Genomic DNA, 24,374 nt, shown 5'->3' on the forward strand with positions numbered 1-24,374 from the left:
ACCGCTTTGGTAGCTCTGCGGGCTGGACCTACCTGGGCCGACAGCTTCAGCCCGTCCTCTAGCTACGGCCAGGTAGTGAGTAACACTGAGTAGTCGTCGTGACGGTGCGTGAGATGACTGCCCCCAGTGCCCATTCCGGTTCGAGGAGTACCGGCGAGGCCATAGCCTGCTGCCCGCGAGGAACACCAAGGCTTTCAAGGAAGCCGTCGCGCAGACGCTCGCCGACCTCGCCCGCCGGGGCGTTACGGTACCCGGGCACGGTGGAGGATGTCATCGAGCGGAACATGAGCACAGTGGCCGAGCGGTTGGGCATCCAGGTGCGTTCCGCCTGCGGTACTTCGATCCGGCGGGGTTGGCCGACACGATCGCACAGCAGAAACAGGAGTTCCAGGGCGGCAGCGAAGAGCGCTGGGTCGGGCAGGCGCCGATGCCGCCGATCGACAACCGGGAGCTGGGCACTGATCCTGTCGAGCGTGCCGGATGCGCTGGCGAGACCGGTGGCGACCTGTACGCGGTGATCATGAACGTCGCGGTGAACAGCTGGCTCGCGGGCCACATCCACGGCGAGGAAGGATGCTCGGGCTGCGATGGTAGTCGCGGTCCGTTCGGCCACGACTGGCCGGCACGGATGAACGCCCTCGCCGAGCACGCGCCGGACATCACGAAGTGGTTCGACCGAGACGTGTGGACTGCGGCCCTGAACGACAGCGGGTTCAGCGTCGTACGCCGCTGACTTGACCGCCGGCAGCGGCGGTTCCACTGCACTGTTTCGCCGTGGCGGCCCGGTGGCTCTCGGTAGCGTGATCGACACCTGCCATCGAGAGGGGTCTTGATGGTCCGCGTGGTGCTGCCCGAACCCGCCCAGCCGGCGTCGTCCCGCGACGAGCATGTGTGGCGCTTCCCGAATTTCAATGGCAACCCGAGGCACGTACGGATGCGGGCCCGGCCGACGAAGGACGGCGGTCACCTGGTGAGCGGCACGGATTGCGTGCTCAGCGGCGGCCTGGTGAACATGGCGGAGAGCTTTACAACGCCGTCGCGCGCGAAGCCGATCAGGCGGGCATCCTGGTCGGCGTGACCGTCCACCGCCACCCGGCCGACGCCGCCGGCCGCCCCGGTCGCGCCCGCCCCGCCCCGCGTCGTGAACGACCTGCCCCGGGACCTGGCGCACGCCGCCGACGCGCTGCGCTCCATGCCCGCCCGCCGGGGCGCCGACGTGACGCTCGCCGCCTACCCCGCAGTCGTGTGCACCGGCACCTCGGCCGCCCGCGCCCTCGAAGAGGCGGCCCACTGGTGCAGGCAGGCCCCCGATGCCGAAATCCACGCCATCAGCTGGGCCAAAGTCCCCGGCCATCGCAGGGACGTCTTCGAGTACCGGATCACCCTGACCGTAGGCTTCCCCGACGAGGAGACTGGCGCGTCGGCCGGCGACACCCACCACGCCCGACGCTGAACCAGTTGCCTGCGGATCAGTCCAGGTTCTGCCGGGTGATCAGTTGGCCACCCGCGGGCGGACGGCGCGGCCGGTGGCCAAGATGGCCGCCAGGGTGGCCAACGGGAAGACGGCCATGGCCGTCCACATGGCCGTGGCGGCGCCGGCGGCGCTCACCACAGCGCCGACCCCTAGCGCGAGCATGCCCAGCGGGAATCCCGACCTTGGAGCTGAGCAGGCCGGGGCGTACGCACGGTTCGTTGAAGAGCCGACGCGCCCGGAGATCGAGAGGTTCTTCTACCTCGATGACGTGGACCGGCAGCTGATCGGGAAACGGCAAGGTGATCGCAACCGTCTGGGCTTCGCGCTGCAGACGTGCACGGTCTGCTACCTGGGGCTCTTCCTGGAGGACCCGCTGGACGTGCCGTGGTCGGTGGTCGCGTACGTGGCCGAGCACCTGGGCGTGAAGGACCCCTCGGTGGTGAAGCGGTACACCGAGCGGCAGATGACGGCGTACGAGCACGCCTGGGAGATCCGGGACGCCTACGGCTGCCACCAGTTCGAGGACGCGGCGTCAGGCCGGCGGTTCCGCACCTTCCTGCACGGGCGGGCCTGGACACGCCGAGGGGCCGGTGGCGCTGTTCAACCAGGCGGTGGGGTGGCTGCGGCGCAACCGGGTGCTGCTGCCCGGTGTGTCGGCGCTGGTGTGGCAGGTCGTGGAGGTCCGGACGGTCGCGGAGTGGCGGCTGTACGCCACGGTGGCCAACGCCGCCCGCCGAGCGGACCGCTCGCTGCCCGACGATCAGAGAGCAGGTCCCGCCGGAGCCGGAAAGCGATGTGTACAGCACGGTCGGCGCGGCGGCGTACGCTGGGCCGACCGGGGGCAGAGCGGCGCAGATGGTCACGCCGACCGTCCCCAGCACTCCGTAGAGGCTGGTGGCTCTGGAACGGAATACAGGGGTGCTCCTTCGGGAACAGCCGGAACGCCCGGCGGATGCGGACCTCGTCGTCGTGAGGACCGTGCCTGTCCACAGAGCAGACCCGGGCAGCGGGTATGCGGCTCGCGTCCGCCCAGTCAGAACTACCTCGAACATCGGATGTATTAAAGGGGCGCAAGCCTGCGCCCTGCCTAGAGTTATGCGGAAGATCAGAGGGAAAGCCGAGACGCTGGGTATCGATTAGGCGGCCATGGAGAACCGAGAATGCGTCAATAGATAGGATCTATTCCAGTCTTGCATGTCGGAAGGGAGGGCCTCGCGGCGCGGCCGCCCGGCCGTGCCGCGTCCCGTGATCTGGGGCGCCTGCGGCTACGCGCCCTCCGTCACAACGATGTCCGGAGTCCTGGGCCCGCGCACACCTTCCATCCCTGATCTTAAGGGTATCCCCGGCTTTAGAGGCCCTAACAGAAGCCCCGCGACGTGTGACTGTCCGTTGATCGGCTCGTTAGTCCGTCCGTGGGAAAGAGGGAGTCTCGTCCGTGGATCGTGTCGGACGAACTGTGGTGCCTGATCGAGCCGTTGCTGCCCGAACCGGGCCCGAAGGTGAAGCCCGGGCGGCCGCGTGTGCCGGACCGGCAGGCACTGTGCGGGATCCTGTTCGTGCTGCACACCGGCATCCAGTGGGAGTACCTGCCCCAGGAGCTCGGCTTCGGCTCGGGCATGACCTGCTGGCGGCGCCTGGCGGCCTGGAACGAAGCCGGAGTGTGGGACCGGCTCCATCTGGTCCTGCTGCGAAAGCTCCGGTCCGCCCGGCAGCTCGACTGGTTTCGGGCGGTGATCGACTCCACCCACGTCCGGGCCGCCCGACGGGGCCCAAAAGCGGTCCAAGCCCGGTCGACCGCGCGCGACCGGGCAGCAACTGCGGTGTGCGTTCTCCTGCTCACGCTGCGTGCGGCCACGGGTCTGCTGGGGTCAGCGCCGACCGTGGCACGACACAGACTGACCTCAGTACTGCTTTGCGGCTGGCGAGGCTGATGTCAGCCGAGCGAGGAGCCTGCTGCCCCGAGGGTGCCGCGCAGCCAGTGCTCGACGCCCGACACGTGGATGGTCGCCCAGGCGTGCGCGAGGTCCGGGGTACGGCCCGCAATCGCGTCGACGATGGCGCGGTGCTGCTGCCGGGTTCGCGCAACGGCGCCCTCCTCGGTCAGCCCGCGCCAGATGCGTGCACGTGCGGTCGGCCCGGACAATCCGTCGATCAGCGAGCAGAGTACAGAGTTTCCTGAACCGGCCGCGATCCGGCGGTGGAACTCCAGGTCGTTCTCGATGAGTTGCTGCAGTGTGGCGTCCTCGCGAAGACTGTCGAGCACCTGTCGCAGACCGGAAATGTCGTCGTCCGACATGACCCTCGCGGCCATCGCCGATGCCGCGGGTTCCAGGATGCGTCGTACCTCAAGGAACTCCAGCACTGTGTCGTCCTGGTGGAAGTCAACGACGAAGCCCAGAGATTCGAGCAGCAGGTTGGGCTCCAGGCTGGTGACGTAGGTACCGTCACCCTGCCGAACATCGAGGACCCGGATGAGCGACAGGGCCTTGACCGCCTCGCGCAGGGAGTTGCGCGAGAGCCCCAGCCGCTCGGCGAGGTCAGCCTCCTTGGGAAGCCTAGAACCGGGGCCGAGCTCACCACTGACGATCATCGCTTTGATCTTCTCGATGGCCTCGTCGGTGACTGGCACTGGGCGCCTCCTTGGTCCTGGTGTCTGCAGCATAGACCGCGCGGCATCACTCGAACGCGGGTCCAAGCCCTGCTCAGGCCGCACCCACCGGGGATCCCGGCGCTTGAAGGCCGTAGACCCGCGCTGCATTGCGGCTGAACACAGCGTCCTTCTCGGCGTGGCTGAGTCCATCCGTCAGGCAGTCGGCGATCCGAACAACCTCCCCATAGCCGGCTTCCAAGGTGCAGACGGGCCAGTCGGAACCGAAGAGGAGACGATGCGGGCCGAATGCGTCGAGGACGGCATCGGCATACGGAGCGAAATCCTCAGGCCGCCAGGCTCCCGGGGCCGCTTCCGTGACCATGCCGGAGAGCTTGCAGACGGTGTTAGGCAGTGCCGCAAGGCGTCGAACATCAGCGGCCCAGGGAGCGAGAACGGCCGTGGCGATCGGTGGCTTTCCGAGGTGGTCGAGGACGAAGGCGACTCCGGTGAGTTCCGCTGCGGCGATGGCCGCCACCGGTAACTGGTGTGCCTTGACTAGTAGGTCATAGGCGAGGCCGGCGCCAGCGACGGCGAGCAGGCCTCGGCGGACGTCCGGCCTGAGAAGCCATCCGGGGTCCTGCTCTTCCTGGACCTGGTGCCGGATGCCGACCAGACGGTCCCCGCCCGGCCCCTCGCGCAGGGCGGCGATCCTGTCGGCAACGTCGGGGGCGGTCAGGTCGATCCACCCGACCACTCCCGCCACGAGGTCACTGCCCTGGGCGAGGAGGAGCAGCTCCGGGGTCTCCTCGGGGACGCATACGGTCTGCACGACGACAGTGGCGGTCACGCCGGCCGCCCGAGCCTCGACGGCGAGGTCCCCCGCATCGAACGAGCGGGCGAGCGGGGCGAGGGCCTCGCCGGTGATCCAGGGCTGCGGACGGACCGCAGGGTCCCAGAAGTGGTGGTGGGCGTCGATGATCTGCCGGTGGGTCACAGCTGCCACACCACCGGCAGCACGGTCTCGGCGCCGTCCGAGGAGTAGTCATGGGCGACATCGAGCAGGTCGGCCATCCTGGCCTGCCAAGCCATGTTGACCGGGAGGTGTTCGAGCTCGGCGAGCAGTCTGCCGTAGTCCTCGCAGTCGAGCAGGTGGAACAGCTCGCAGCCGCTGCGCCAGATCGTCCAGGACGAGACGCCCGCCGCCCGGATGGCGGCGGCGAGTTCGGTCGGGACGGCGCGGTGGGCGGCCTCGTACTCCTCGATCCGGTCCTCGCGCACGCGCGTGTGCAGGGCGATCCTCATGACTCGTTGAAGCAGGTGATGAACAGGGCGATCCGCATTTAGCCCGCCTCCAAGGGGATCGGCACGTCTGCGGCGAGCAGTCCGTGCTCCTTCAACTCGGCCCACAGCGCGCCGGGGATGCGGTGGCGCAGCATTGCGGCCGCGTCATCCACCTGGGCGGCGCTGCGGGTGCCCACCAGGACACTGGCAACGGCCGGGTGCCCGAAGGGGAAGCATAGCGCCGCAGCCCGGAGCGGTACGTCGTACTTCTCGCACACGCCCTCGAGGTCGAGGGCCCGCGACACCAGTTCGGCGGGAGCGGCGGTGTAGTCGAAGGTGGCGCCGGGGCGGGGGTCGGCGAGCAGTCCGGAGTTGAAGACGCCGCCGATCACCACCCCGACGCCGCGCTGCTCGGCCAGCGGTAGCAACTCGGCCAGGCCGTGCTGGTCGAGCAGGCTGTAGCGGCCGGCCAGCAGGACGACATCGATGTCGGTGTCGCGGACGAATCGGGCGGGCAGCTCGGCCTGGTTCATCCCCACACCGATCGCGCCGAGCACGCCTTCGGTACGCAGGCGCTCCAGCTCGGGGTATGCCTGGTCGAGGGCCTGCTCGGCGTGGTTGTCGGGGTCGTGCAGGTAGGCGATGTCGATGCGGTCCAGGCCGAGCCGGTTCAGGCTCTCCTCGATGGAGCGGCGTACCCCTTCGGCGTTGAAGTCCCAGCGGCGGCGGTGGGTGGCGGGGACGGCGAAGCCGTTGGCGAGGTCGTCGCCGCCGGCGGTCGGGGCGGGTTCGAGGATCCGGCCGACCTTGGTGGACAGCACGTACTCGTCCCGGGGCAGGCCGCGCAGCACGGTGCCGAGTCGGCGCTCGGACAGGCCCAGGCCGTAGTGCGGGGCGGTGTCGAAGTACCGGATCCCGCGGTCCCAGGCGGCGGTGATCGCCTGCTCGGCCTCGGCGTCGGTGACCGGGGTGAACAGGTTGCCGATGCCGGCCGCGCCGAAGGCGAGGGAGGTGACCTGGACCGGGCTGTGCCCGAGCCGGTTCTGAGCGAGGCTCACGGCTTCGGCTCCGGCCGCAGGCGCAGGTTTGCCATGCCGCCGTCGACTGCGAGGGCGGTGCCGGTGGTGCTGCCGGCCGCCGGTGAGGCCAGGTAGGCGACGGCGGCGGCCACTTCCTCCGCGGTCACCAGGCGCCCGTGCGGCTGGCGGCTGTTGAGTGCCGCCCGCTCGGCGGCCGGGTCTTGGGCGGCGTCGAGCAGCCGGCCGACCCACGGGGTGTCGACGGTGCCGGGGCTGACGCAGTTGAAGCGGATGCCCTCGCGGACGTGGTCGGCGGCCATCGACAGCGTCAGCGAGTACACGGCGCCCTTGCTGGCCGCGTACAGCGCGCGTTGCGGCAGGCCGGTGGTGACGACGATGGAGCCGATGTTGACCACCGAGGCGGCGGCGGACCGGCGCAGGTACGGCAGGGCCGCGCGGGTGGTGCGGACGATGCCGAGCACGTTGACGTCCAGGATGCGCTGCCACTGCGCGTCGTCGTTGTCCTCGACCGAACCGGTCGCGCCGATGCCGGCGCAGTTGACCAGGATGTCGATGCCGCCGAGCGCCTCGGCCGCCCCTTCGACGGCCGAGCGGACCGACGCGTCGTCGCGGACGTCGGTGGTGAACCTGTGCAGCGGGGTGGAGACGGCGCGGGGGTCGAGGTCCAGCACGGCGACGTCCGCGCCGCGTTCGCTGAGCATTCGGGCCGTGGCCAGGCCGATGCCGGAGGCGCCGCCGGTGACCAGGGCGGTGTGGCCCTGGAGCTCGATCGTCATGCCTGGCCCTCGTGCTTCGACTCGGCCCGGTCGGCGACCCAGAACGTGCCGTTGGGGTAGCGGAAGGTGTCGATGGTGGCGCGGTGCATGGTGGCGGAGAAACCTGGCAGGGTGGGTGCCCGGTAGTGGCCGCCGTCGATCACCACCGGGTCGAGGAAGTGCTGGTGGAGGTGGTCGACGAATTCGATGACCCGGTCTTCGGTGGTGCCGGTGAGAGCGACGTAGTCGAACATCGACAGGTGCTGGACCAGCTCGCACAGACCCACGCCACCGGCGTGCGGGCAGACCGGGATACCGAACTTGGCGGCGAGCAGCAGCACGGCGAGGTTCTCGTTGACCCCGGCGACCCGGGCTGAATCCAGTTGGAGGACGTCGATCGCCTCGGCCTGGAGCAGTTGCTTGAAGACGATCCGGTTCTGGACGTGCTCGCCGGTGGCGACCTTGATCGGGTGGACGCCGCGGCGGACCGTGGCGTGGCCGAGCACGTCGTCGGGGCTGGTGGGCTCCTCGATCCAGTACGGGTCGAACTCGGCCAGGGCGTTGGTCCACTGGATCGCCTCGGCGACGTTCCAGCGCTGGTTGGCGTCGATCGCCAGCCGGATGTCCGGTCCGACCGCCTCTCGGGCAGCCCGGCAGCGGCGGACGTCGTCGGCCAGGTCGGCGCCGACTTTCAGCTTGATCTGGGTGAAGCCGGCCGCTACGGCCTCCTTGGCGAGACGGGTGAGCTTCTCGTCGCTGTAGCCGAGCCAGCCGGGTGAGGTGGTGTAGGCGGGGTAGCCGTGCCGCAGCAGGTCGGCGGCACGTTCGGCGGAGCCCTGCTTGCCCTTGGTGAGCAGTTCGAAGGCCTCATCGGGGGTGAGCGCGTCGGCGATGTAGCGGAAGTCGACCTGGGAGACCAGCCATTGGGGGTCGGCGTCGGCGAGCAGTTGCCACAGCGGTTTGGCCTTGCGCTTGGCCGCCAGGTCCCAGACAGCGTTGACCACGGCGCCGATGGCCATGTGCATCACGCCCTTCTCGGGGCCGAGCCAGCGCAGTTGGCTGTCGCCGATCAGGTCGCGGTAGACCGATCCGGGGTCGGCGCACAGCTCGGCGACCGGTCGGCCGACGACGTGGTCGCGCAGCGCATCGATCGCGGCCACCTGCACGTCGTTGCCGCGGCCGATGGTGAAGGTGAAGCCGTGGCCCTCGTGGCCGCCCGCCGAGGTGCGCAGGATCAGGTAGGCGGCGGAGTAGTCGGGGTCGGGATTCATCGCGTCGGACCCGTCCAGCTCCCACGAGGTGGGGAAGCGGACGTCATAGGTGTCGACGGCGGTGATCCGCTCGGTGGTTGCGGACAATATGGTGCCTTTCACGCGTTGATGAACGTCTGACGCTGTGTGCCCAGGCCGTCGATGGACAGTTCGACGGCGTCGCCGTCGTGCAGGAACGGGGTGTCGGGCAGGCCGAGGGCCACACCGGCCGGGGTACCGGTGTTGATGACGTCGCCGGGGTTCAGCACCATGTACTGGCTGAGGTACCAGACCAGGTAGGCCCCATCGAAGATCATGTTCTTGGTGTTGCCGTCCTGACGCACCTCTCCGTTGACCGCCAGCCGTAGGCCCAGCGCCTGGACGTCGTCGACCTCGTCGGCCGGGACGAGCCATGGGCCCATCGGGTTGAAGGTCTCACAAGACTTGCCGAGGTCCCACTGGGCGGAGTACTCGAGCTGGAACTCCCGTTCAGAGACGTCGTTGCTGATCGTGTAGCCCGCGATGTGGTCCGCCGCCTCGGCCGGGTCGGCCAGGTAGCGGGCCGTGCGGCCGATCACGACCGCGAGCTCCACCTCCCAGTCGGTCTTCACCGAACCGCGCGGGATCAGCACCCGGTCGTACGGGCCTACCACGGTCGTCGGGTCCTTCATGAAGACCACCGGCCGCAGCGGGACCGCTGCGCCGGTCTCCTTCGCGTGGTCGCGGTAGTTGAGGCCGATGCACACCAGCTTGCCCGGCCTGGCGACCGGTGCCCCGACCCGCAGCCCAGCCGTCTCGACGACTGGCAGCGTCCCCTCGTCCAGGGCAGCTCGAGTGCGGTCGATCCCATCGGAGGAGAGGAACGCACCGTCGATGTCCGCCGTCAGGCCCGAGAGGTCGAACGCCGTGCCGTTTCCGTCGAGGACGACCGGTGTCTCCGCTCCCGGGGATCCGAGTCGCAGTAGCTTCATGTCGCTCTCCTGTTTCCCCAGGCCGAGTTCCTCATCGGCCAACACATCGGATGAATCGGCAGGCGCTCCGACCATAAGAGCTGCAGGCGATCCCACGCAAGGATTCCTCCGATGTTTGCGAACTCAAACGACTTGACCATGTCTCGCCGTGATCTCCTTGGTGGCCCAGGGCACTTGAATGTCACGGTGCAGACTCGTCCGAGGTTTGCTCTTGTCAGTGGTGTGCCTTGCTCGTAATGTCCTCACCACCGCAAGCCATCCGATGAATGCGGGAGGGACAGCCCGGTGTCATCTGCCCGGACCGCCCCACGACGCAGACCGGCTCCGTAATGAGGGCTGGTGGGAGGCCGGCTAGCCCACCCCTGCACTCCCCCTGTCGGTCCTCCCCGAGTCGAACCACCCCGGTTCGCAGCCACTTCAGCGGGGCATCGGCAACCCAGCCAAGGAGATCAGCACCATGAAGCTTCGCTCCTCCCGAATCGTGGCCACCACCGCTACCGTGGTCGTCCTGGCGGGGCTCGCCACGGCCTGCAACCGCGGCAGCGACGCGAACTCCTCCGCCAGCAAGCCGGCGCTCGGCGTCGACCTGCCCCGCGCGGACTCCGACTTCTGGAACTCCTACGGGCAGTACATCAAGGCGGACGCCTCCTCCCAGGGGCTGAACACCCTGCCGGTCAGCAACTCGCAGAACGACGTGACCAAGCTGGTCGCCAACGTCCAGGTCTTCGTGAACACCGGCGCCAAGGCCGTTGTGATGGCCCCGCAGGACACCGGCGCCATCGCTTCCACCCTCGACCAGCTCTCCGCCAAGAAGATCCCGGTGGTCAGCGTCGACACCCGCCCCGACAAGGGCAACGTCTACATGGTGGTCCGTGCCGACAACAAGGCGTACGGCTCCAAGGCCTGCGAGTTCCTCGGCACTCAGCTCGGCGGCCAGGGCAAGGTCGCCGAGCTCCAGGGTTCGCTCAGCTCGATCAACGGCCGCGACCGCTCCGAGGCCTTCGCCGCCTGCATGAAGGAGAAGTTCCCCGGCATCCAGGTGATCGAGCTGGCCACCGACTGGAAGGGTGATGTCGCCTCCGCCAAACTCCAGTCCACTCTGGCCGCCAACCCCGACCTCGGCGGCATCTACATGCAGGCCGGCGGCGTCTTCCTGCAGCCGACCCTCGCCCTGCTCCAGCAGAAGGGCCTGCTCAAGCCCACCGGCCAGGCAGGCCACATCGCGATCGTCTCCAACGATGGCATCCCGCAGGAGTTCGACGCGATCCGCAAGGGCGACATCGACGCGACCGTCTCACAGCCCGCCGACCTCTACGCCAAGTACGCCCTCTATTACGCCGAGGCGGGCGCCGAGGGCAAGACCTTCCAGCCTGGCCCCACCGACCACCAGTCGAACATCATCCAGCTGCCCAACGGCCTGGAGGACCAGCTGCCGGCGCCGCTCATCACCAAGGACAACGTCGACGACAAGTCCCTCTGGGGCAACAACGGCAGCAAGTAGCCCACCGACCCTCGTGCGTGGACGGCAGGCAAGCCTCCCCTCTATACAGCCGCCACCCACGAGCCTCAGCGGAAAGGACCCCGCCATGGCGGACCCCAGCCCCGTCCGGGGCCCCGTCGTCGAGGCCGACGGGATCAGCAAGCGCTTCGGCGCCACCGTCGCCCTCAGCGAAGCCCGCATCACAGTGGACCCCGGCGAGTCGCACGCCCTGGTGGGGCGCAACGGCGCCGGCAAGTCGACGCTCGTCTCGATCCTCACTGGACTGCAGAGCCCGGACACCGGCACCCTGCGCTTCAACGGCGAGCCGGCCCCGGCCCCCGAGGACACCCACGCCTGGCGCTCCAGAGTCGCCTGTGTATACCAGCGCTCCACCATCATCCCCGCACTGACCGTCGCCGAGAACCTCTTCCTCGACCGGCAGAGCACCGGTGCACTGCGGCCGATCAGTTGGAAGGAACTGCGCCGGCGGGCGAGCGAACTGCTCGCCGAGTACGGCGTGGAGGTTGACCCGACCACCCGCGCCGAGGACCTGACCGTCGAGCAGCGCCAGTTCGTGGAGATCGCCCGCGCGCTGTCCTTCGGCGCCCGGTTCATCATCCTGGACGAGCCCACCGCCAAGCTCGACGCCCGCGGCATCGAGAAACTCTTCGACAAGCTCGAGGACCTCCAGCGGCAGGGCGTGGCATTCCTGTTCATCTCGCACCACCTGCAGGAGGTCTACGAGCTCTGCTCGACCGTCACGGTCTACCGCGACGCCCGGCACATCGTCACCGCGCCCGTCGCCGAGCTGAACCAACACGCCCTGGTCGAGGCAATGACCGGCGAGAGCGCCCGCAGCACCGAGCCCTCCTGGTCCGTCGCCGGACGCGCGCGCGCGGACGGCGCTCCGCTGCTGGAGGTCACCGGTCTGAGCCTGGCCGGCGCATACCAGGACTTCTCACTGACCGCGCGGGCCGGCGAGGTCGTGGGCCTGGCCGGCGCCGCCGCCAGCGGCAACGTCCGGCTCGGCGAAACCCTCGCCGGTCTGCACCGCCCGCAGGCCGGGACGGTCGCCGTCGCAGGGCGAGCGGTGCGCACCGGCAAGGTCCCCGCCGCTCTCGCCGCCGGAATCGGCTTCGTTCCCGAGGACCGGCACATCCAGGGCCTGATCCCCCCACGCAGCGTCGCCGAGAACGCCACCCTGACCGTCGCCGACCAGCTCGGCCCGTTCGGTACGGTGCTGCCCTCGCGCACCCGGTCCTTCGCCCAGCGGATGATCAACGACCTGGACATCAAGACACCGAGCGCCGCCACCCCGGTGTCCGCACTGTCCGGCGGCAACCAGCAGAAGGTCGTCATCGCCCGGGCGCTGGCCACCGCGCCGCAGGTCCTGGTCGCCATCCGGCCGACCAACGGCGTGGACATCAAGTCCAAGGAGTCCCTGCTCGGCACCGTCCGCGACGCCGCCGACAACGGGAAGACCGCTGTGATCGTGTCCGACGAACTCGACGACCTGCGGGTCTGCGACCGCGTCCTGGCCATGTTCCGCGGCCGCGTCGTAGCCGAGTTCCCGTACGGCTGGAGCGACGAACAACTGGTCGCCGCCATGGAGGGCATGTCAGGCCCGACCGACACGAAGGAATCCGATGTCTCCCACCACTGAGTTGCGCCAGCGGTCCGCGACCGCCCCCACCGCCACGCCCTGGCGCCGCTTCGAGCTGGCCCGCTACCGCGACCTGTCACTCGTCCCGGTGCTGCTCGCCCTGGGCGTCATCGGCTTCATCGTCTCGCCCGCGTTCCTGACCTCCGACAACCTGCTCGGTGTCGGCCAGCAGGCCACCGAGCTGAGCCTGCTGGTGCTCGGCGAGGCACTGATCCTGATCGCCGGCCGGATGGACCTGTCGCTGGAGTCCACCATCGGCGTCGCGCCGGTCATCGCCGTGTGGCTGGTCCTGCCCGAGCACGGCGCCCGCTTCAACGGCCTCGGCCTCTTGCCCGGCTGGACGGCCATCCCGCTGTGTCTGGCCATCGGCGCACTGATCGGCGCGATCAACGGCTTCCTGATCCTCAAGCTGCGACTCAACGGCTTCATCGTCACCCTCGGCGCGCTCACCCTGCTGCGCGGTCTGCAGGTCGCGGTCTCCGAGGGCAAGTCGATCGTCAACCTGCCGTCTTCCTTCACCTACCTCGGCCGGACCAGCTGGCTCGGTACGCCCGCCGCGATCTGGATCTGCTCCCTGCTGTTCCTGGCTGGCGGCAGCGCCCTCGCCTGGCTGCGCCACGGCCGCGCCCTGTACGCGATCGGCGGCAACTCCGAGGCCGCCCGCGCCGCCGGCATCCGGGTCGACCGGATCACCTGGATCGTCCTGATCCTCGGCAGCCTGCTCGCAGCCTTCGCCGGCATTCTCTACACCGGCCACTACGGCTCCATCTCCGCTGACCAGGGCAACGGCTGGATCTTCCAGGTCTTCGCCGCCACCGTCATCGGCGGCGTCAGTCTCAACGGCGGCCGTGGCACCCTCTTCGGCGCCCTCACCGGCGTCCTGACTCTCCAGCTCGTGGTCAACGTCATGACTCTGGCCGGCGTCCCACCACTGTGGAACCAGTTCCTCAACGGCGCGATCATCATCGTCGCCCTGATCATCTCCCGCTTCGCCTCCGGCGAGAAGCAGGAGTAACGCCTCCGGGCGCCAGAGCCCAGAAGCCGCCGGACACGGGCGGCCCGCACACCAGCTTGAAGGAGGGATCCCGCCATGTCGGTGACCGACCAGGCCATCGAAAAGATCAAGGAGATGATCCTCTCCGGAGCGCTTCTGCCTGGCGCCCGCCTCCCCAACGAGGCTGACCTCGCCGAACTGCTCGTGCTGTCCCGCAGTTCCCTCCGCGAGGCGGTCCGGGCGCTCACCGCGATGCGGATCCTGGTCCCCAAGCAGGGTGACGGCACCTACGTCTCCGGTTTGGAGCCGCACCTCCTCCTCGAGTCGCTGGCCTTCGCCGCAGACGCCTCCCGGGGCCACACGGCTCTCCAACTCATCCAGGTCCGACGTCTGCTCGAACCGCCGGTCACGGGCCTCGCCGCCGACAAGGTCACCGAAGAGCAGTTGGCCGTGCTCCGCGCCATTCTCGACCGCAGCGCGGAGAACATCAGCATCGAGGAGTTCGTCGAACTCGACCTCGAGTTCCACCGCACCATCGCCGACACCGTCGGCAATCCGGTCCTGTCCACCCTGCTCGGCATCCTCTCCACCCACACCCAGCGCCTGCGCATCGTGCGCGGAATCCGTCACGCGCCGGCCCAGGAGCAGGCCCACCGGGACCACGGGACCATCTGGCGGGCGCTGGCCATCGGCGACTCAGGGTTGGCCGCCAGTGCGAGCGCCGTGCACGTAGCCTCCGTCGAGGAATGGCTGGCCAACGGATTCACAACCGACTCCCCCAGCTTCGGAACGTCTACCTCGTAGAGCGGTTTCGCTCAGCAATGATTTTCGTCATGGAAAGTGGCTGGGCGCGGGTGAGCGCGGTGAGTGCGTGGAGGTCGGCGACGACAGGGTAGTCAAAGGCCAGAGGGCGGGGCCCGGTCTGGTCGGGTGGGGAGGGGAAGCAGCCGGTATCGTCCTGGCAGGAGAGCAGATAGGCCATCCCGGCGGCAGTCACGTGCGGGGGCCCGCAGCGCGTGACGATGGGCAGGGCCTGGGCGGTGGAGAGGGCATCGCTGTCGTGGTGTGGGCTGTGACCCCAGCCACCGTCCGGTTGCTGGGTGGCCGTCAGCCGGGCTACGGCGCGGGCGGCCGCAGCCGAGAGTCGGGCGGGGTCGATACCGGGGGTGTGGCGTGCGGCGTGGAGGGCGTCGACGGCGCGGAGAATGACGCTGGGCTCGCTGAGTGTCCAGCTGGGAGACCAGGTGCCGTCCGGGTGCTGGGCGTCGATGACGAACCGAGTGGCGTCGATGACGAGCGGGGCGTAGCGCGTGCCGAGGGGGGCGAGGGCGAGGATGGCGCCGGCGGTCATGTCGAGGTCCGGGTCATCGCCTTCGCGCCAGGTGGGAAAGCCGCCGCCGGGACCGGCTTTCCCAGCGAGATACTCGGCGCCGCGGGTGAGATAGTCACGGTAATGATGGGAATCGAGGGCGTGGAGGAACTCCATGCAGCGGGTGGTGGTGTCGACGTCGGTCTGGCGGATGCCGCTGGCGAAGGGCCAGCCGCCGTCCGCGGCCTGCCGGGCGGCGACGAAAGCGCCCATCCGAGGTGTGTAGAGGCGTAGTCCGGGCCTGGTGAGGTAGGCGAGGCCTCCTGTGGCGGTCAGCCAGATGTCCTGACTGTCGAGGAACGGCATCCCGCCCTCACGATCACGGGCCAGCAACAGGCCGGTCAGGGCCCGGCTGATCAGCGGGTGGCGGGGCCGGCAGGATTGCAGGGCGTTGAGCCCGAGCAGGTGGGTGGCGGCGCTGGCCTCCCACAGGAGTCGTCCTCCATCGTCATCCAGGAGGTCGGCGAGCTGGAAGCGTTCGCTTGTCGAGACCGTGTGCGGGTAGGCAGTGGCCTGGGCGTAGATGACTCGCGCGGCCAGGAGATTGACCTGGGTGAACGTGGACAACGCGTGTCCGGGCCCAGCATCCGGGATGTCCTCGTCGCGTAGTTTTAGACCGCCGAGCACGTACAGGACGGCGTGCAGCATGGTGTGCTTGAGTCGGCCACGCTGGCCTGTCGAGGCGGTGACGCGATCGGTAACGGGCGCTGCCGCGTCGGCTGCCCCAGGCGGCAGGGTGTGCGGACGCAGAACGGCGTCGATGAGGAGTGCATCAAGCGAGTCGGCCTTTTCGCGTCGCTCCTCCAGCCAGCATGTCAACTGCCGCTGCTCTTCCTGGTGCGTGCCGTGTGTGCGCATCAGGGCAAGAAGGAGAGCGGTTTCGAGGACCCGGCCTTCGCACCGGTCCGGCAGTGCGCCGCCGGGCGCCACAGCCAGGGCCAGCCGACGTTCCAGCCGCACAGCGGCTTCCTCGACCGGGTCCGCTGCCGCCCGTCGCTGTTTTGATTCCTGCTGCACGGGCAGGGTTGCCCGGTAGCGGCGGCTCTCGTACTGCCAGGCCACCGCACCGTGTAGGAAGGTACGCAGACCTTCGATCCGCGACCTGTTGTCCAGCAGGTGCGGATGCGCGGCGGTCAGCTGTAGGGCGACCGTCTCGAAGTGCTCCAGCCGCTCTTCGATCATCGCACGGGCCATCGCTGCCGCCTCTCCGCGGCCGACACCCCGCTCACGGGCCAGTACGCCGACCAAACCCGCATCGTCGGTGGACTCTGCCCCTGCGTCGAATAGGTCGTTCGTCCAGCCCACGACATCGGCGCATACCTCGTGCAGCACTCCGGCCTGCGGCCACGGATTCAGGTGCCGTTCGGTCACCTGCAGCAGCGGAACCACGGTGATCGTGCGCCGCCGCAGTTGGACGTACTCCCGCACCGAGGGCACGTACCGCTCCTGACGCCACTGAGCCTCCTGGCAGGTAGCTTCCGCGAAAGCGGTGTAGGAGGCCGCGAACCGTGTGCACCACCCGGGCGCCGCCCCGGCGAGCGTGCGCTGCCACAGGTCTTCCAGGGCAGCCACGAGGGGTGCTCCGGGCTCTGATCTGGAGGCGTTGCCTGTCAGGATGCTCACCAGGGGATCGAGCACAGTTCGCACCTCGGACACTGAGGCGTGTGCCGAACGCCGGTCGAAGCAGTCGTCAACCAGGGTGATGAACGCCCCCCAGCAGGCAAGCATTTCCAGCTCTGCGGGTGAGGCCGACGGTGCCACCGCGCCGGCCATCCGTCCGTGGGCTGCTCCTGCCAGACGCCGTTCCTGGCCGGTACCGCTCACCAGACCCCACCGGTTCGCCCACGCACGTGCCCCGCACTCGGCCCTCTGCCACCAAACACTGCACGTGCCCGCCCCCACCGGACCGGCACCACCACCTGTGCGGGGTGCAGCCCTGCCGCCGCTGGTGGACAGACGCGGTTGACTTTGCTCGTAGTGCCTCATGCATTGCTCAACGCTGCTTCCGGCCGCGTGGTAATGCCTCCTCGCAAGTACAGGCGTACCGACTCCCCGCCACGGTCCTTGATCTCGATGAGGACGTGGCGTCCTGGAGGCGAGGTGGACCACCGTGTTCTCGTGCGCGAGTGCGTCATTGAAGTTCTCCCGTGATTTCGCCCTGTGCTGGAGTCCACTCCTCGTCCCGCGAGGGGCCGGGAAAGTGACAGGCCACGGTGTGGTCGGCTGCGTAGTCCTGCAGATGCGGGTCTTGCTGCTCGCATCGCAGTCGGTCTGCGGGTCGGAGGGCTGGATGCCTCGGGCATCTGTTGCGGAAGCGGCATCCGGCCGGGATGTGTGAGGCGTCGAAAGTGGCGTTGGTCAGGCGGATCCTGCGACGTGTGCGCTCCACCGCCGGGTCGGGAGCGGGTGATGCTGACAGGAGGGCCTGGGTGTAGGGGTGGGCCGGCGCGGAGAAGACGGACTGTGCGTTGCCGAGCTCGACGACGCGGCCCAGGTACATGATCGCCACTCGGTCCGCGACATAGCGGGCTACTGCGAGGTCGTGCGCCACGAAGAGGTAGCTCAGTGCCAAGCGTTTCCTGAGCGTGTCCAAGAGGTTGAGCACGGATGCCTGGACGGAGACGTCCAGTGCGGAGACCGGTTCGTCGAGCAGCAGTAGTTGCGGGGCTGCAGCGAGGGCCCGGCCGATGCTCACCCGCTGGCGCTGGCCGCCTGAGAGTTCGGAGGGAAATCGGCGCGTGTGCTCGGCATCGAGTCCTACGAGGTCGAGCAGTTCGTCGACTCGTTGCCTGATGTGCTGCGGCTTCCAGCCCTGGGCGCGCAGTGGTTCTGCGAGGAGGTCGGCGACTGGCATGCGGGGATCCAGTGACGTGCCCGGATCCTGGAAGACGATCTGTACGTCTCGGCGCAGTCGGGCGCGCTCGGTACGGTTCAGGCCGCCCGTCGGGTGTCCGTAGAGTGTGACGGTCCCTTGCGTGTTCCCAGGGGCTCGTCTGCCGGCCGTGGTGGTGACGGAATCGACGATGGCGTTCAGCATGGTGGATTTCCCGCATCCCGATTCACCGATGAGTGCGAGCGTCTCTGCCGTCCTGATGTCGAGGCTGACGCCGTCGACTGCCCGGACGGTGCCGGTCCTTCTCCTCAGAACGGCTCCCGTTAGTACAGGGAAGTGGCGTACCAGGTCGTCGATCTGGAGAGCGACGGGGCGTTGTTCGCGGGGCGGCGGCGGTTGGTGCGCGCCTGTCTGCGTACTGTGTGAGGGGTAGATCCGGTTTCTGTCGAGCTGTCCGCGGGCGAGCTCTGGTGCGCGGTGGCATGCGGCTGTGTGGGGCTCCGTCTCGACGATGGCCGTGAGGAGTGGGTCGAGCCGACGGCAGACGTCGACAGCGATGGGGCACCGGCCGGCGAAGGAGCATCCTGCGGGGGTGTGTCCTGCGGGGGGCGGGGTGCCCTCGATGGGTGTGAGGGCCTGTTGTGTGGAGGGCCCCGGGTGAGGCACTGCGCCCAGGAGGCCGATGGTGTAGGGCATGAGGGGTCGGTGGAACACTGCCTCGGCTGTTCCTCGCTCCACCGCTCGTCCGGCGTACATGACCTGGACCTGGTCGGCGATTCCGGCCAGTGCGCCGAGGTCATGGGTGATGAGGACGAGGGCGGCGCCGGTTGTGAGCGCGGCTGTTCTCAGCACGTCGAGGATCTGTGCCTGTGCAATGGTGTCCAGGGAACTGGTGGGTTCGTCGGCGATGAGCACCTGGGGGTTGTTTGCGATGGCCATGGCGATGACGGCTCGCTGGCAGATCCCGCCGGAGCACTCGTGCGGGTAGGCATCGGCCCTTCGGCTGGGTTCGGGTACGCCCACGAGTTCGAGCAGTTCGACGGCCCGTGCCTGGGCGGTCTTCTTGTCCAGCTTCTGGTGGACGCGGAGTGCCTCGGTGATCTGTTCGCCGAGGGTGTACACGGGGGTGAGGGCGGCCCGCGGGTCTTGTGGGATCAGGGCGATCTGCTTGCCTCGGACTTCGGTGAGGTCCCGGTCCGGCAGGGCGATGAGCTCGCGGCCGAACAGTTTCACGGAGCCGCGGACGGTGGCGGCTTCGGGCAACAGGCCCATGATCGCGGCCGCCACGGTGCTCTTGCCCGATCCCGATTCGCCGATGACGCCGAGGTTCTCCCCGGCCGCGACGGAGAAGGTCAGTGCCTTCACTGCTTGCACCGGTCCGTCCTCGCTGGGGAAAGAGACATTCAGGTCCGTGACTTCGAGTGCGGGTACGGCGCCGGGTTGGGTGTCCGGCCATGGGGGCGGGGTGTTCGGCAGTTCCCGTCTCCCGCGCTTCGAGGAGGGGCGGCTTGCGCTGCGCTGGCGGGTGTTCGGGGCTGTGGCCCGTTTCTTGGCGCCGGCCGCGCCGGGATCCAGCGCATCGCGCAGGCCGTCGCCGATCAGGAAGACCGAGAGGCACACGAGGACGAGGGAACCGGCCGGGAAATAGAACAGCCACGGGAAGGAGGATGCCGCAGGAGTCCCCGCAGCGATCACGCCGCCGAGTGAGACATCGGGCGGTTGTACCCCGAACCCGAAGTACGACAGGCCCGCTTCTCCAATGATTGCCCCACCCACCTGGAGGGTGGCGTCGATGATGAGGAAGGAGGCGATGGCGGGAAGCATGTGGCGGGTGAGGACGGCGTGCGCCGGCACTCCTGCGTACTCGGCTGCTCTCGCGTACTCCACGTTCCTCAGTGCCCGGATCATGTCGCGTACGACGCGGCCGGTGAGCATCCAGCTGAAGCCTGCCAGAAGGAGGACGAAGAGCATCCAGCTTCGACCGCCGATGCGGCTGGCGACCACGGCGACAACGAGGAAGCTCGGGAGCACCAGCATCATGCTGACGAGCCCCATGAGGACGCGGTCGGTGCCCTTGCCGAAGTAGCCGGCGCAGCCGCCGACGAGTGTCGCCAGCGCGGTGGCGGCCAGCCCGGTCAGGAGGCCGACGGTCAGAGAGCGTTGCATGCCGCGCGTGGTGGCTGCGAGGACGTCGGCGCCTGCGGGGTCGGTGCCGAACCAGTGGTGGGGGCTCGGTGGCTGTTGGAAGGCCGTGTAGTCCAGTTCGGTGTGGCTCCAGGGGTAGAGAAGAGGGGTCACGTAGGCCAGGGCGAAGAGCAGGGCGAGGAGGACGAGTCCCGTCGTCGCGCCGCGGTTGCGTGCGAGGCGCGTCCAGATGAGCCGTCTGCGGCCGCCGCGGGTTCTGCGCTGATCGGTCTGTGCGGTTGGTCGGTTCGCCGGGCCGGTGAATCCGGTGGTCACGGGATGTCCTGGGTGGTGCGTGGCCGTGCGGGCGGGGTTGCGGTGGTCATCGCACCGCGATCCGGGGGTCCAGGGCGACGTGCGCGACTTCGCAGAGCAGGGCGGCGATCAGTACGAGTGCGGCTGTGAAAAGGCCGATGCTCGCCACGGCGTTGACGTCGTTCGTCGTGATGGCGTCGATGAGCCAGTCCCCCATGCCCCTCCAGCCGAAAGCCTTCTCGATGAACGCCGCCCCGGTGAAGAGAAGCACTGTGTTGTAGACGAGCAGTGGGATGAGTGGGAGCAGGGCCACGCGCAGGCCGTGTTTCAGGAGGGCGGTGCGCCGTGCCAGGCCTTTCGCGCGCGCTGTTCGGAGGAATTCGCTGCTGAGAACGTCGAGCATGGCGCTGCGTTGGTAGCGGCTGAAGAGGGCTGTTTCGAAGGCGATGAGGACGAGGCTGGGCAGGATGAGGTGCTGGGCGCGGCTCACGAGTCGTTCCAGGGTTCCGTGGGCTTGGGGTGAGTACTCTCCGGTGTACTCGATCAAGGTGGTTCCCAGGAGGTCGTTCACGCCTCGGGCCCAGAGTTGGGCTGTCGTGGCGAGGACGAAAACGGGTACGGCCAGGATGGTGAAGGACATGATCGCCGTCACTCGGTCGACGAGCTTGTACTGTCTGACGGCGCTCCAGGTGCCGACGAGGACGCCGCATGCGGTTCCGAGGATTGTGGCGACCAGGAGCAGGCGTGTGCTTACTGCGACGCGTCGGGCGAACTCGGTGTTGACCTTGCTGCCGGTCACGGTTCGGCCCAGGTCTCCGTGTGCCACGTCGCCGGCCCAGTGCAGGAACCGTTCCACGACGGGGACGTCGGGGTTGAGGTTGTAGGCGTTGAGTGTGGCCGTGATGACGGCGTCCGAGGGTCGGGGGTTGCGCTGGAGGTAGTTGGAGCGGGGGTCGAGACTCAGTGCGGCCAGGAAGTACGTCACGGTGGCGGCGGCCAGTACGAGGATCGTGTACAGGGCCGCGGTGCGGAGAATGTATCGGATCAATGGGGCAACTTTGGTGGATCTGGGCGCCGTGGTGCGTGGATCGTATGCCAGGTCGGGCATTGCGGAGGTTGGGACGCGCCGCCGGGCAGTTCGGGAAACGGTCTGCGCCGGCGGCGGGGGTTTGTGGTCTGCGGATGTGGGAGTCGTCGTACTTACCCTGGACTGCGCGGCCGAGCGCGGCGTGCGCGCCCGGGAGTGCGTCGGCCCTCGGGGAGGTGTGCTGCCTTTCTTATGTGGTCGCTGGGGGTGGGCTGTGGCCGGTCACCGGGGCATGAGCAGGGCGCGGTTGACCTCGCGGCGGTGGGACACGTCGAGCTTGCGCAGGACCTTCGTGACGTGGTGCTCCACTGTGCGCAGTGACAGGAAGAGCGCGCCGGCGATCTCCCGGTTGGTGGCGCCGTCGGCGACCAGGCGGGCGACTTCCAGTTCTCGCGGGGAGAGGTCCTGACCGTAGCTGCGTCTGCCTCTCGGCTTCGGTTTGGTTTCCTCGGCTGTTCGCAGTGTGTCCTGGCAGCGGCTCTCGTCGTTGGAGGCGCCGAGTTCGTTGTAGGTGGTCTTCGCCGTGCGGAGTACGACGGCTGCTTCGTCGGGTCGGCCTGCTCTGAGGAGGGCATCCGCCTGTTGCTCCGAGGCCTGAGCACTCTGGTAGGGGCGGCCGATGTCGTGCCACAGCGATCTTGCCCGCGCGTAGTGGGCCGCAGCGAGTGCGGGGTCGTTCGCGAGACTCATGTGCCCTCGGGCTTGGTGGATCTCGGCTTCGGGCGCTGGTGTGCACCGGCCTCGGGTGGCCTGCTCCGCGCCGGTCACGATGGTCCTGGCCTCTGCGGGCCTGCCGGTGGCCAGTGCGGCCTGTACGGCTACGGGCAGGAGGCCGGTTGCCTGGCGCCACTGAAGTGCGGGGATCGGGTGGCGGAGGCGGTGTGCGGTCTGTCTCCATGCCTCCTCGGGTTCGCTGCGGTCCAGGTGCAGCCGGGCGAGGGCTGCGCGCACTCCTTCGGATGCGTAGTGTCCGCCTCTGTCAGCGGCGCGGCGGAGGTGTTCGAAGGCGCGGTCGTGTTCGCCGGTTGCCAGACAGAGGTTGGCCAGGGTGAGCGAACGGGCGGCCTCGGCCATGGCCATCTCCGGATACTGTTCGTGCAGTTCCTGCAGCCGCTGCGGGAGTCCGTTCCACGCTCCGGTCCACCAGTCCAGGAGGGCCAGGGCGGTCGCACTCTGGCATTGCAGAAGGTCGCTGCCGAGCACGCCTGCCATGGCCTGGCTGTCGGTGAGCAGGCGGCGGGCTGTGGTGTCGAGTCCGAAGCCCAGTGCCAGTGAGCCCAGTGTGCACAGGGTCCGGTTCGTCTCCAGGGCGGTGTGCGGGTCGGTCGGCCGGCGAGGGGTGTTCTCGACGGCCTTCCAGAAGTCCTCGTCTCCCTGGGCGGCCGCCAGGGCGGAGGTGGCGGTACGGACCACGGCGGCCGCCGGTGTGTCACCGCTCGCCGCGGCGGCGTGCTGGGCGGCGTCGAGCCACGTTTGGGCGTCCTGTTCGTCGTCGGCGGCCATGGCGATGGTGCTGGCCGCCTCGGCGGCGAGTGCGGGGTCTGCCTGCAGTTCGGTCGCTGCGGCGCGCAGGTCGGCGATGCGTCCGCTGTCGCCTGCGTGCACGACGGCGAGGCGTTCGGTGTGCAGGGTCAGTTCGGCCCAGGTGCGGGCGGGCAGGCCGGGTCTTGCGAGGGTGCGGCGCAGGGTGCGGAGCGTCTCCTTGTGCTGTGCGAGGTGGAAGGAGTTCCTGGCGAGCATGAGTGCGGCGCGCGAGAGGGTGTCGGTGTCCATCGTCGGGGCTTGGAGGACTTCGAGCAGGAGGCGGGTTGCCTCGGCCCGGTCTCCCCGGGCGGTGGCCTGGCCGGCGGCTGCGTTCGCCTGCTGGATCCACAGGGCTGTGTCTCCCAGTTGCCGGGCTTGCTGGGCGATGTGGGCGAGGGGCGGGCTGGGGCGTGTCCACATGGTGCTGATGGCGTGGCGGTGCATGCGTTTTCTGTCGGGGCCGGGGATGTCCTGGTACACGGCGGTACGGGCGGCGGAGCGGCGGAATGTGTAGGAGGTAGGTCCGGCCTCGCGCAGGAGGCCGCAGGTCAGAGCGGCCGAGATGCCTTTGGAGGCGCTTTCGGTGCTGATGCCCGCCACGTCGGCCACCAGGGCCAGGTCGAACGGGTTGTCCAGGGCGGCTGCGGCGCGTACGACGGTGACGGCTTCGGGTGGCAGTTGCTGGAGGGTGGCTGTCACCGTCTCCCGGATGACGCGGGGCACTACGAGGGTGTCGAGGGTGGCCGTGAGGTCTTCTTCGGTGTGCGGCGGACGGCCCAGGTGTCGCCTCAGCGCGGTGAGGTCCTCGATGAGTGTTCTGGGTACGCCGTCGCTACGGGCGTGGAGCCTCTCGGCGGATCGGGGCGATATCTCGCTGCCCAGGGTTCGGGAGGCGAGGTCACGGACGGCTGCCGGCGGCAGAGGCGTGAGTTGCAGTTCCGTGGTGCGGACGGCCGGCTGCGGGTGGTAGGCGGCGCCCAGGAGCGGGGGGTGAGGGAGCAGGTCGCTGCGGCGGTGGCTGAGTACCAGGCCGGCTCCGTCCGGCATGTTTGCCGCCAGGAGGAGCAGGAGTTCGCGGCTCGACTCGTCGCTCCATTGCATGTCCTCGATCACCAGGACGACGGGTGCCACACGGCGCAGCAGGTCCTTCAGGTCGGCGACGAGGTCATACGCTGCGGGGGCGGGCGGGGCTGCGGGTGTTGCGGACCGGGACGGGGCGGGAGCCAGGAGCGCGGTCATCGCGGGGCTCACGAGGTTCGGGGATGCGCCGGCGGGCGGGTCGGAGCGCAGGCTGTGCAGCGCTTCGAGGACGGGCTGGAACGGATAGGGGTGTCGCAGGGGGTAGCAGTTCGCCCAGAGGACGTGGGTGCCTGTGGCTCTCATTCGTCCGGTTGCTTCGAGCAGGAGCCGGGACTTGCCGATTCCGGCTTCTCCTTCGACGACTGTCACGGCAGGGAGTGCTTCCAGAGCGGCGTGCAGGTCGGCCAGCTCGTTCTCCCGGCCGACGAATGCGGTGTGCTCGCGTCGGGTGGCGTCCGCAGTCGGCATGGGTTCTCCGTGTCTCGGGTTGTCTTCGCCTCGAAGGGGTCTTTCGCCGGCCTTGCCGTCGGCCGTGCCGGAGATG

General features: G+C 68.9%; 19 protein-coding genes and 3 pseudogenes. 9 read left to right on the top strand and 13 right to left on the bottom strand.

Annotated elements, in window-relative coordinates; translation table 11 throughout:
• Positions 1-352: 352 nt before the first annotated feature.
• From BLU95_RS00445 to BLU95_RS00455, 3 genes are all read left to right on the top strand, one after another.
• A complete protein-coding gene (locus tag BLU95_RS00445) occupies positions 353-733 on the top strand; it encodes a hypothetical protein (RefSeq protein WP_231978170.1) in 381 nt (126 codons plus the stop codon).
• A gap of 99 nt (positions 734-832) precedes the next feature.
• Positions 833-1,078 (top strand): hypothetical protein, encoded by a 246-nt coding sequence (locus tag BLU95_RS41945; protein WP_159424658.1) that lies wholly within the window; start codon positions 833-835, stop codon positions 1,076-1,078.
• A 63-nt stretch (positions 1,079-1,141) separates the two neighbouring features.
• On the top strand, positions 1,142-1,453 hold the full coding sequence (locus BLU95_RS00455; protein ID WP_159424659.1) for a hypothetical protein: 312 nt from the start codon (positions 1,142-1,144) through the stop codon (positions 1,451-1,453).
• A gap of 39 nt (positions 1,454-1,492) precedes the next feature.
• On the opposite strand, the gene BLU95_RS43575 is transcribed toward BLU95_RS00455, so the two are convergent.
• Positions 1,493-1,636 carry a hypothetical protein gene (locus BLU95_RS43575; protein WP_231978953.1) on the bottom strand — a complete coding sequence of 48 codons (144 nt, stop codon included), beginning with the start codon at positions 1,634-1,636 and terminating at the stop codon, positions 1,493-1,495.
• Between BLU95_RS43575 and BLU95_RS00460 the strand changes: the two are divergent.
• Positions 1,635-2,235, top strand: a pseudogene (locus BLU95_RS00460) (DUF4158 domain-containing protein); the annotation flags it as partial. The gene BLU95_RS43575 and the pseudogene BLU95_RS00460 overlap by 2 nt on opposite strands.
• Before the next feature lie 678 nt (positions 2,236-2,913).
• Positions 2,914-3,287 (top strand): annotated as a pseudogene (locus BLU95_RS00465) (IS5 family transposase); the annotation flags it as partial.
• A gap of 120 nt (positions 3,288-3,407) precedes the next feature.
• On the opposite strand, the gene BLU95_RS45750 reads toward BLU95_RS00465, so the two are convergent.
• The 8 genes and pseudogenes from BLU95_RS45750 to BLU95_RS00500 form a co-directional block, all read right to left on the bottom strand.
• Positions 3,408-3,785 (bottom strand): FadR/GntR family transcriptional regulator, encoded by a 378-nt coding sequence (locus BLU95_RS45750; protein ID WP_502689878.1) that lies wholly within the window; start codon positions 3,783-3,785, stop codon positions 3,408-3,410.
• Positions 3,776-4,103 (bottom strand): annotated as a pseudogene (locus BLU95_RS45755) (FadR/GntR family transcriptional regulator); the annotation flags it as partial. The pseudogene BLU95_RS45755 and the gene BLU95_RS45750, both read right to left, overlap by 10 nt.
• Positions 4,104-4,176: 73 nt before the next feature.
• A complete protein-coding gene (locus BLU95_RS00475; protein ID WP_093858125.1) occupies positions 4,177-5,058 on the bottom strand; it encodes an amidohydrolase family protein in 882 nt (293 codons plus the stop codon).
• Positions 5,055-5,366 (bottom strand): L-rhamnose mutarotase, encoded by a 312-nt coding sequence (locus tag BLU95_RS00480; RefSeq protein WP_093858126.1) that lies wholly within the window; start codon positions 5,364-5,366, stop codon positions 5,055-5,057. The genes BLU95_RS00475 and BLU95_RS00480 overlap by 4 nt, the downstream gene beginning before the upstream one ends.
• Positions 5,367-5,404: 38 nt before the next feature.
• The gene (locus BLU95_RS00485) at positions 5,405-6,403 is read right to left on the bottom strand and encodes an aldo/keto reductase (protein WP_093858127.1); all 999 of its coding nucleotides are present in this window, start codon (positions 6,401-6,403) and stop codon (positions 5,405-5,407) included.
• The gene (locus BLU95_RS00490; RefSeq protein ID WP_093858128.1) at positions 6,400-7,161 is read right to left on the bottom strand and encodes an SDR family NAD(P)-dependent oxidoreductase; all 762 of its coding nucleotides are present in this window, start codon (positions 7,159-7,161) and stop codon (positions 6,400-6,402) included. Before BLU95_RS00490 ends, BLU95_RS00485 begins: the two co-directional genes overlap by 4 nt.
• Positions 7,158-8,498 carry an L-fuconate dehydratase gene (locus BLU95_RS00495; protein ID WP_093858129.1) on the bottom strand — a complete coding sequence of 447 codons (1,341 nt, stop codon included), beginning with the start codon at positions 8,496-8,498 and terminating at the stop codon, positions 7,158-7,160. Before BLU95_RS00495 ends, BLU95_RS00490 begins: the two co-directional genes overlap by 4 nt.
• An 11-nt stretch (positions 8,499-8,509) precedes the next feature.
• Positions 8,510-9,361: a fumarylacetoacetate hydrolase family protein gene (locus BLU95_RS00500; RefSeq protein WP_093858130.1), complete on the bottom strand. Its 852-nt coding sequence runs from the start codon at positions 9,359-9,361 to the stop codon at positions 8,510-8,512.
• Positions 9,362-9,818: 457 nt separating this feature from the next.
• Between BLU95_RS00500 and BLU95_RS00505 the strand changes: the two genes are divergently transcribed.
• The 4 genes from BLU95_RS00505 (at position 9,819) to BLU95_RS00520 (ending at position 14,302) form a co-directional block, all read left to right on the top strand.
• Positions 9,819-10,862: a sugar ABC transporter substrate-binding protein gene (locus tag BLU95_RS00505; protein ID WP_093858131.1), complete on the top strand. Its 1,044-nt coding sequence runs from the start codon at positions 9,819-9,821 to the stop codon at positions 10,860-10,862.
• Between the two features lie 85 nt (positions 10,863-10,947).
• Positions 10,948-12,504: a sugar ABC transporter ATP-binding protein gene (locus tag BLU95_RS00510; RefSeq protein WP_093858132.1), complete on the top strand. Its 1,557-nt coding sequence runs from the start codon at positions 10,948-10,950 to the stop codon at positions 12,502-12,504.
• Positions 12,488-13,519 carry an ABC transporter permease gene (locus BLU95_RS00515; protein ID WP_093858133.1) on the top strand — a complete coding sequence of 344 codons (1,032 nt, stop codon included), beginning with the start codon at positions 12,488-12,490 and terminating at the stop codon, positions 13,517-13,519. Before BLU95_RS00510 ends, BLU95_RS00515 begins: the two co-directional genes overlap by 17 nt.
• Positions 13,520-13,594: 75 nt before the next feature.
• Entirely contained in the window at positions 13,595-14,302 is a 708-nt protein-coding gene (locus BLU95_RS00520; protein ID WP_093858134.1) for a FadR/GntR family transcriptional regulator, read from the top strand.
• Here BLU95_RS00520 and BLU95_RS00525 read toward each other — a convergent pair.
• From BLU95_RS00525 to BLU95_RS00540, 4 genes are all read right to left on the bottom strand, one after another.
• Positions 14,292-16,640 (bottom strand): terpene synthase family protein, encoded by a 2,349-nt coding sequence (locus BLU95_RS00525; protein WP_159424661.1) that lies wholly within the window; start codon positions 16,638-16,640, stop codon positions 14,292-14,294. The genes BLU95_RS00520 and BLU95_RS00525 overlap by 11 nt on opposite strands.
• Positions 16,641-16,998: 358 nt before the next feature.
• A complete protein-coding gene (locus BLU95_RS00530; RefSeq protein WP_093858136.1) occupies positions 16,999-20,160 on the bottom strand; it encodes a dipeptide ABC transporter ATP-binding protein in 3,162 nt (1,053 codons plus the stop codon).
• Between the two features lie 46 nt (positions 20,161-20,206).
• Positions 20,207-21,187 carry an ABC transporter permease gene (locus BLU95_RS00535; protein ID WP_093864544.1) on the bottom strand — a complete coding sequence of 327 codons (981 nt, stop codon included), beginning with the start codon at positions 21,185-21,187 and terminating at the stop codon, positions 20,207-20,209.
• Positions 21,188-21,448: 261 nt separating this feature from the next.
• Entirely contained in the window at positions 21,449-24,298 is a 2,850-nt protein-coding gene (locus BLU95_RS00540; RefSeq protein ID WP_159424662.1) for an ATP-binding protein, read from the bottom strand.
• Between the last annotated feature and the right edge of the window lie 76 nt (positions 24,299-24,374).

The organism is Streptomyces sp. TLI_053 (assembly GCF_900105395.1).
GTDB lineage: Bacteria > Actinomycetota > Actinomycetes > Streptomycetales > Streptomycetaceae > Kitasatospora.

Coding starts and splice junctions, on each gene's coding strand:
- BLU95_RS41945 (WP_159424658.1), top strand. CDS start 833: ATGGTCCGCGTGGTGCTGCCCGAACCCGCCCAGCCGGCGTCGTCCCGC.
- BLU95_RS43575 (WP_231978953.1), bottom strand. CDS start 1,636: ATGCTCGCGCTAGGGGTCGGCGCTGTGGTGAGCGCCGCCGGCGCCGCC.
- BLU95_RS45750 (WP_502689878.1), bottom strand. CDS start 3,785: ATGGCCGCGAGGGTCATGTCGGACGACGACATTTCCGGTCTGCGACAG.
- BLU95_RS00480 (WP_093858126.1), bottom strand. CDS start 5,366: ATGAGGATCGCCCTGCACACGCGCGTGCGCGAGGACCGGATCGAGGAG.
- BLU95_RS00490 (WP_093858128.1), bottom strand. CDS start 7,161: ATGACGATCGAGCTCCAGGGCCACACCGCCCTGGTCACCGGCGGCGCC.
- BLU95_RS00500 (WP_093858130.1), bottom strand. CDS start 9,361: ATGAAGCTACTGCGACTCGGATCCCCGGGAGCGGAGACACCGGTCGTC.
- BLU95_RS00505 (WP_093858131.1), top strand. CDS start 9,819: ATGAAGCTTCGCTCCTCCCGAATCGTGGCCACCACCGCTACCGTGGTC.
- BLU95_RS00510 (WP_093858132.1), top strand. CDS start 10,948: ATGGCGGACCCCAGCCCCGTCCGGGGCCCCGTCGTCGAGGCCGACGGG.
- BLU95_RS00515 (WP_093858133.1), top strand. CDS start 12,488: ATGTCTCCCACCACTGAGTTGCGCCAGCGGTCCGCGACCGCCCCCACC.
- BLU95_RS00520 (WP_093858134.1), top strand. CDS start 13,595: ATGTCGGTGACCGACCAGGCCATCGAAAAGATCAAGGAGATGATCCTC.
- BLU95_RS00525 (WP_159424661.1), bottom strand. CDS start 16,640: ATGGCCGGCGCGGTGGCACCGTCGGCCTCACCCGCAGAGCTGGAAATG.
- BLU95_RS00540 (WP_159424662.1), bottom strand. CDS start 24,298: ATGCCGACTGCGGACGCCACCCGACGCGAGCACACCGCATTCGTCGGC.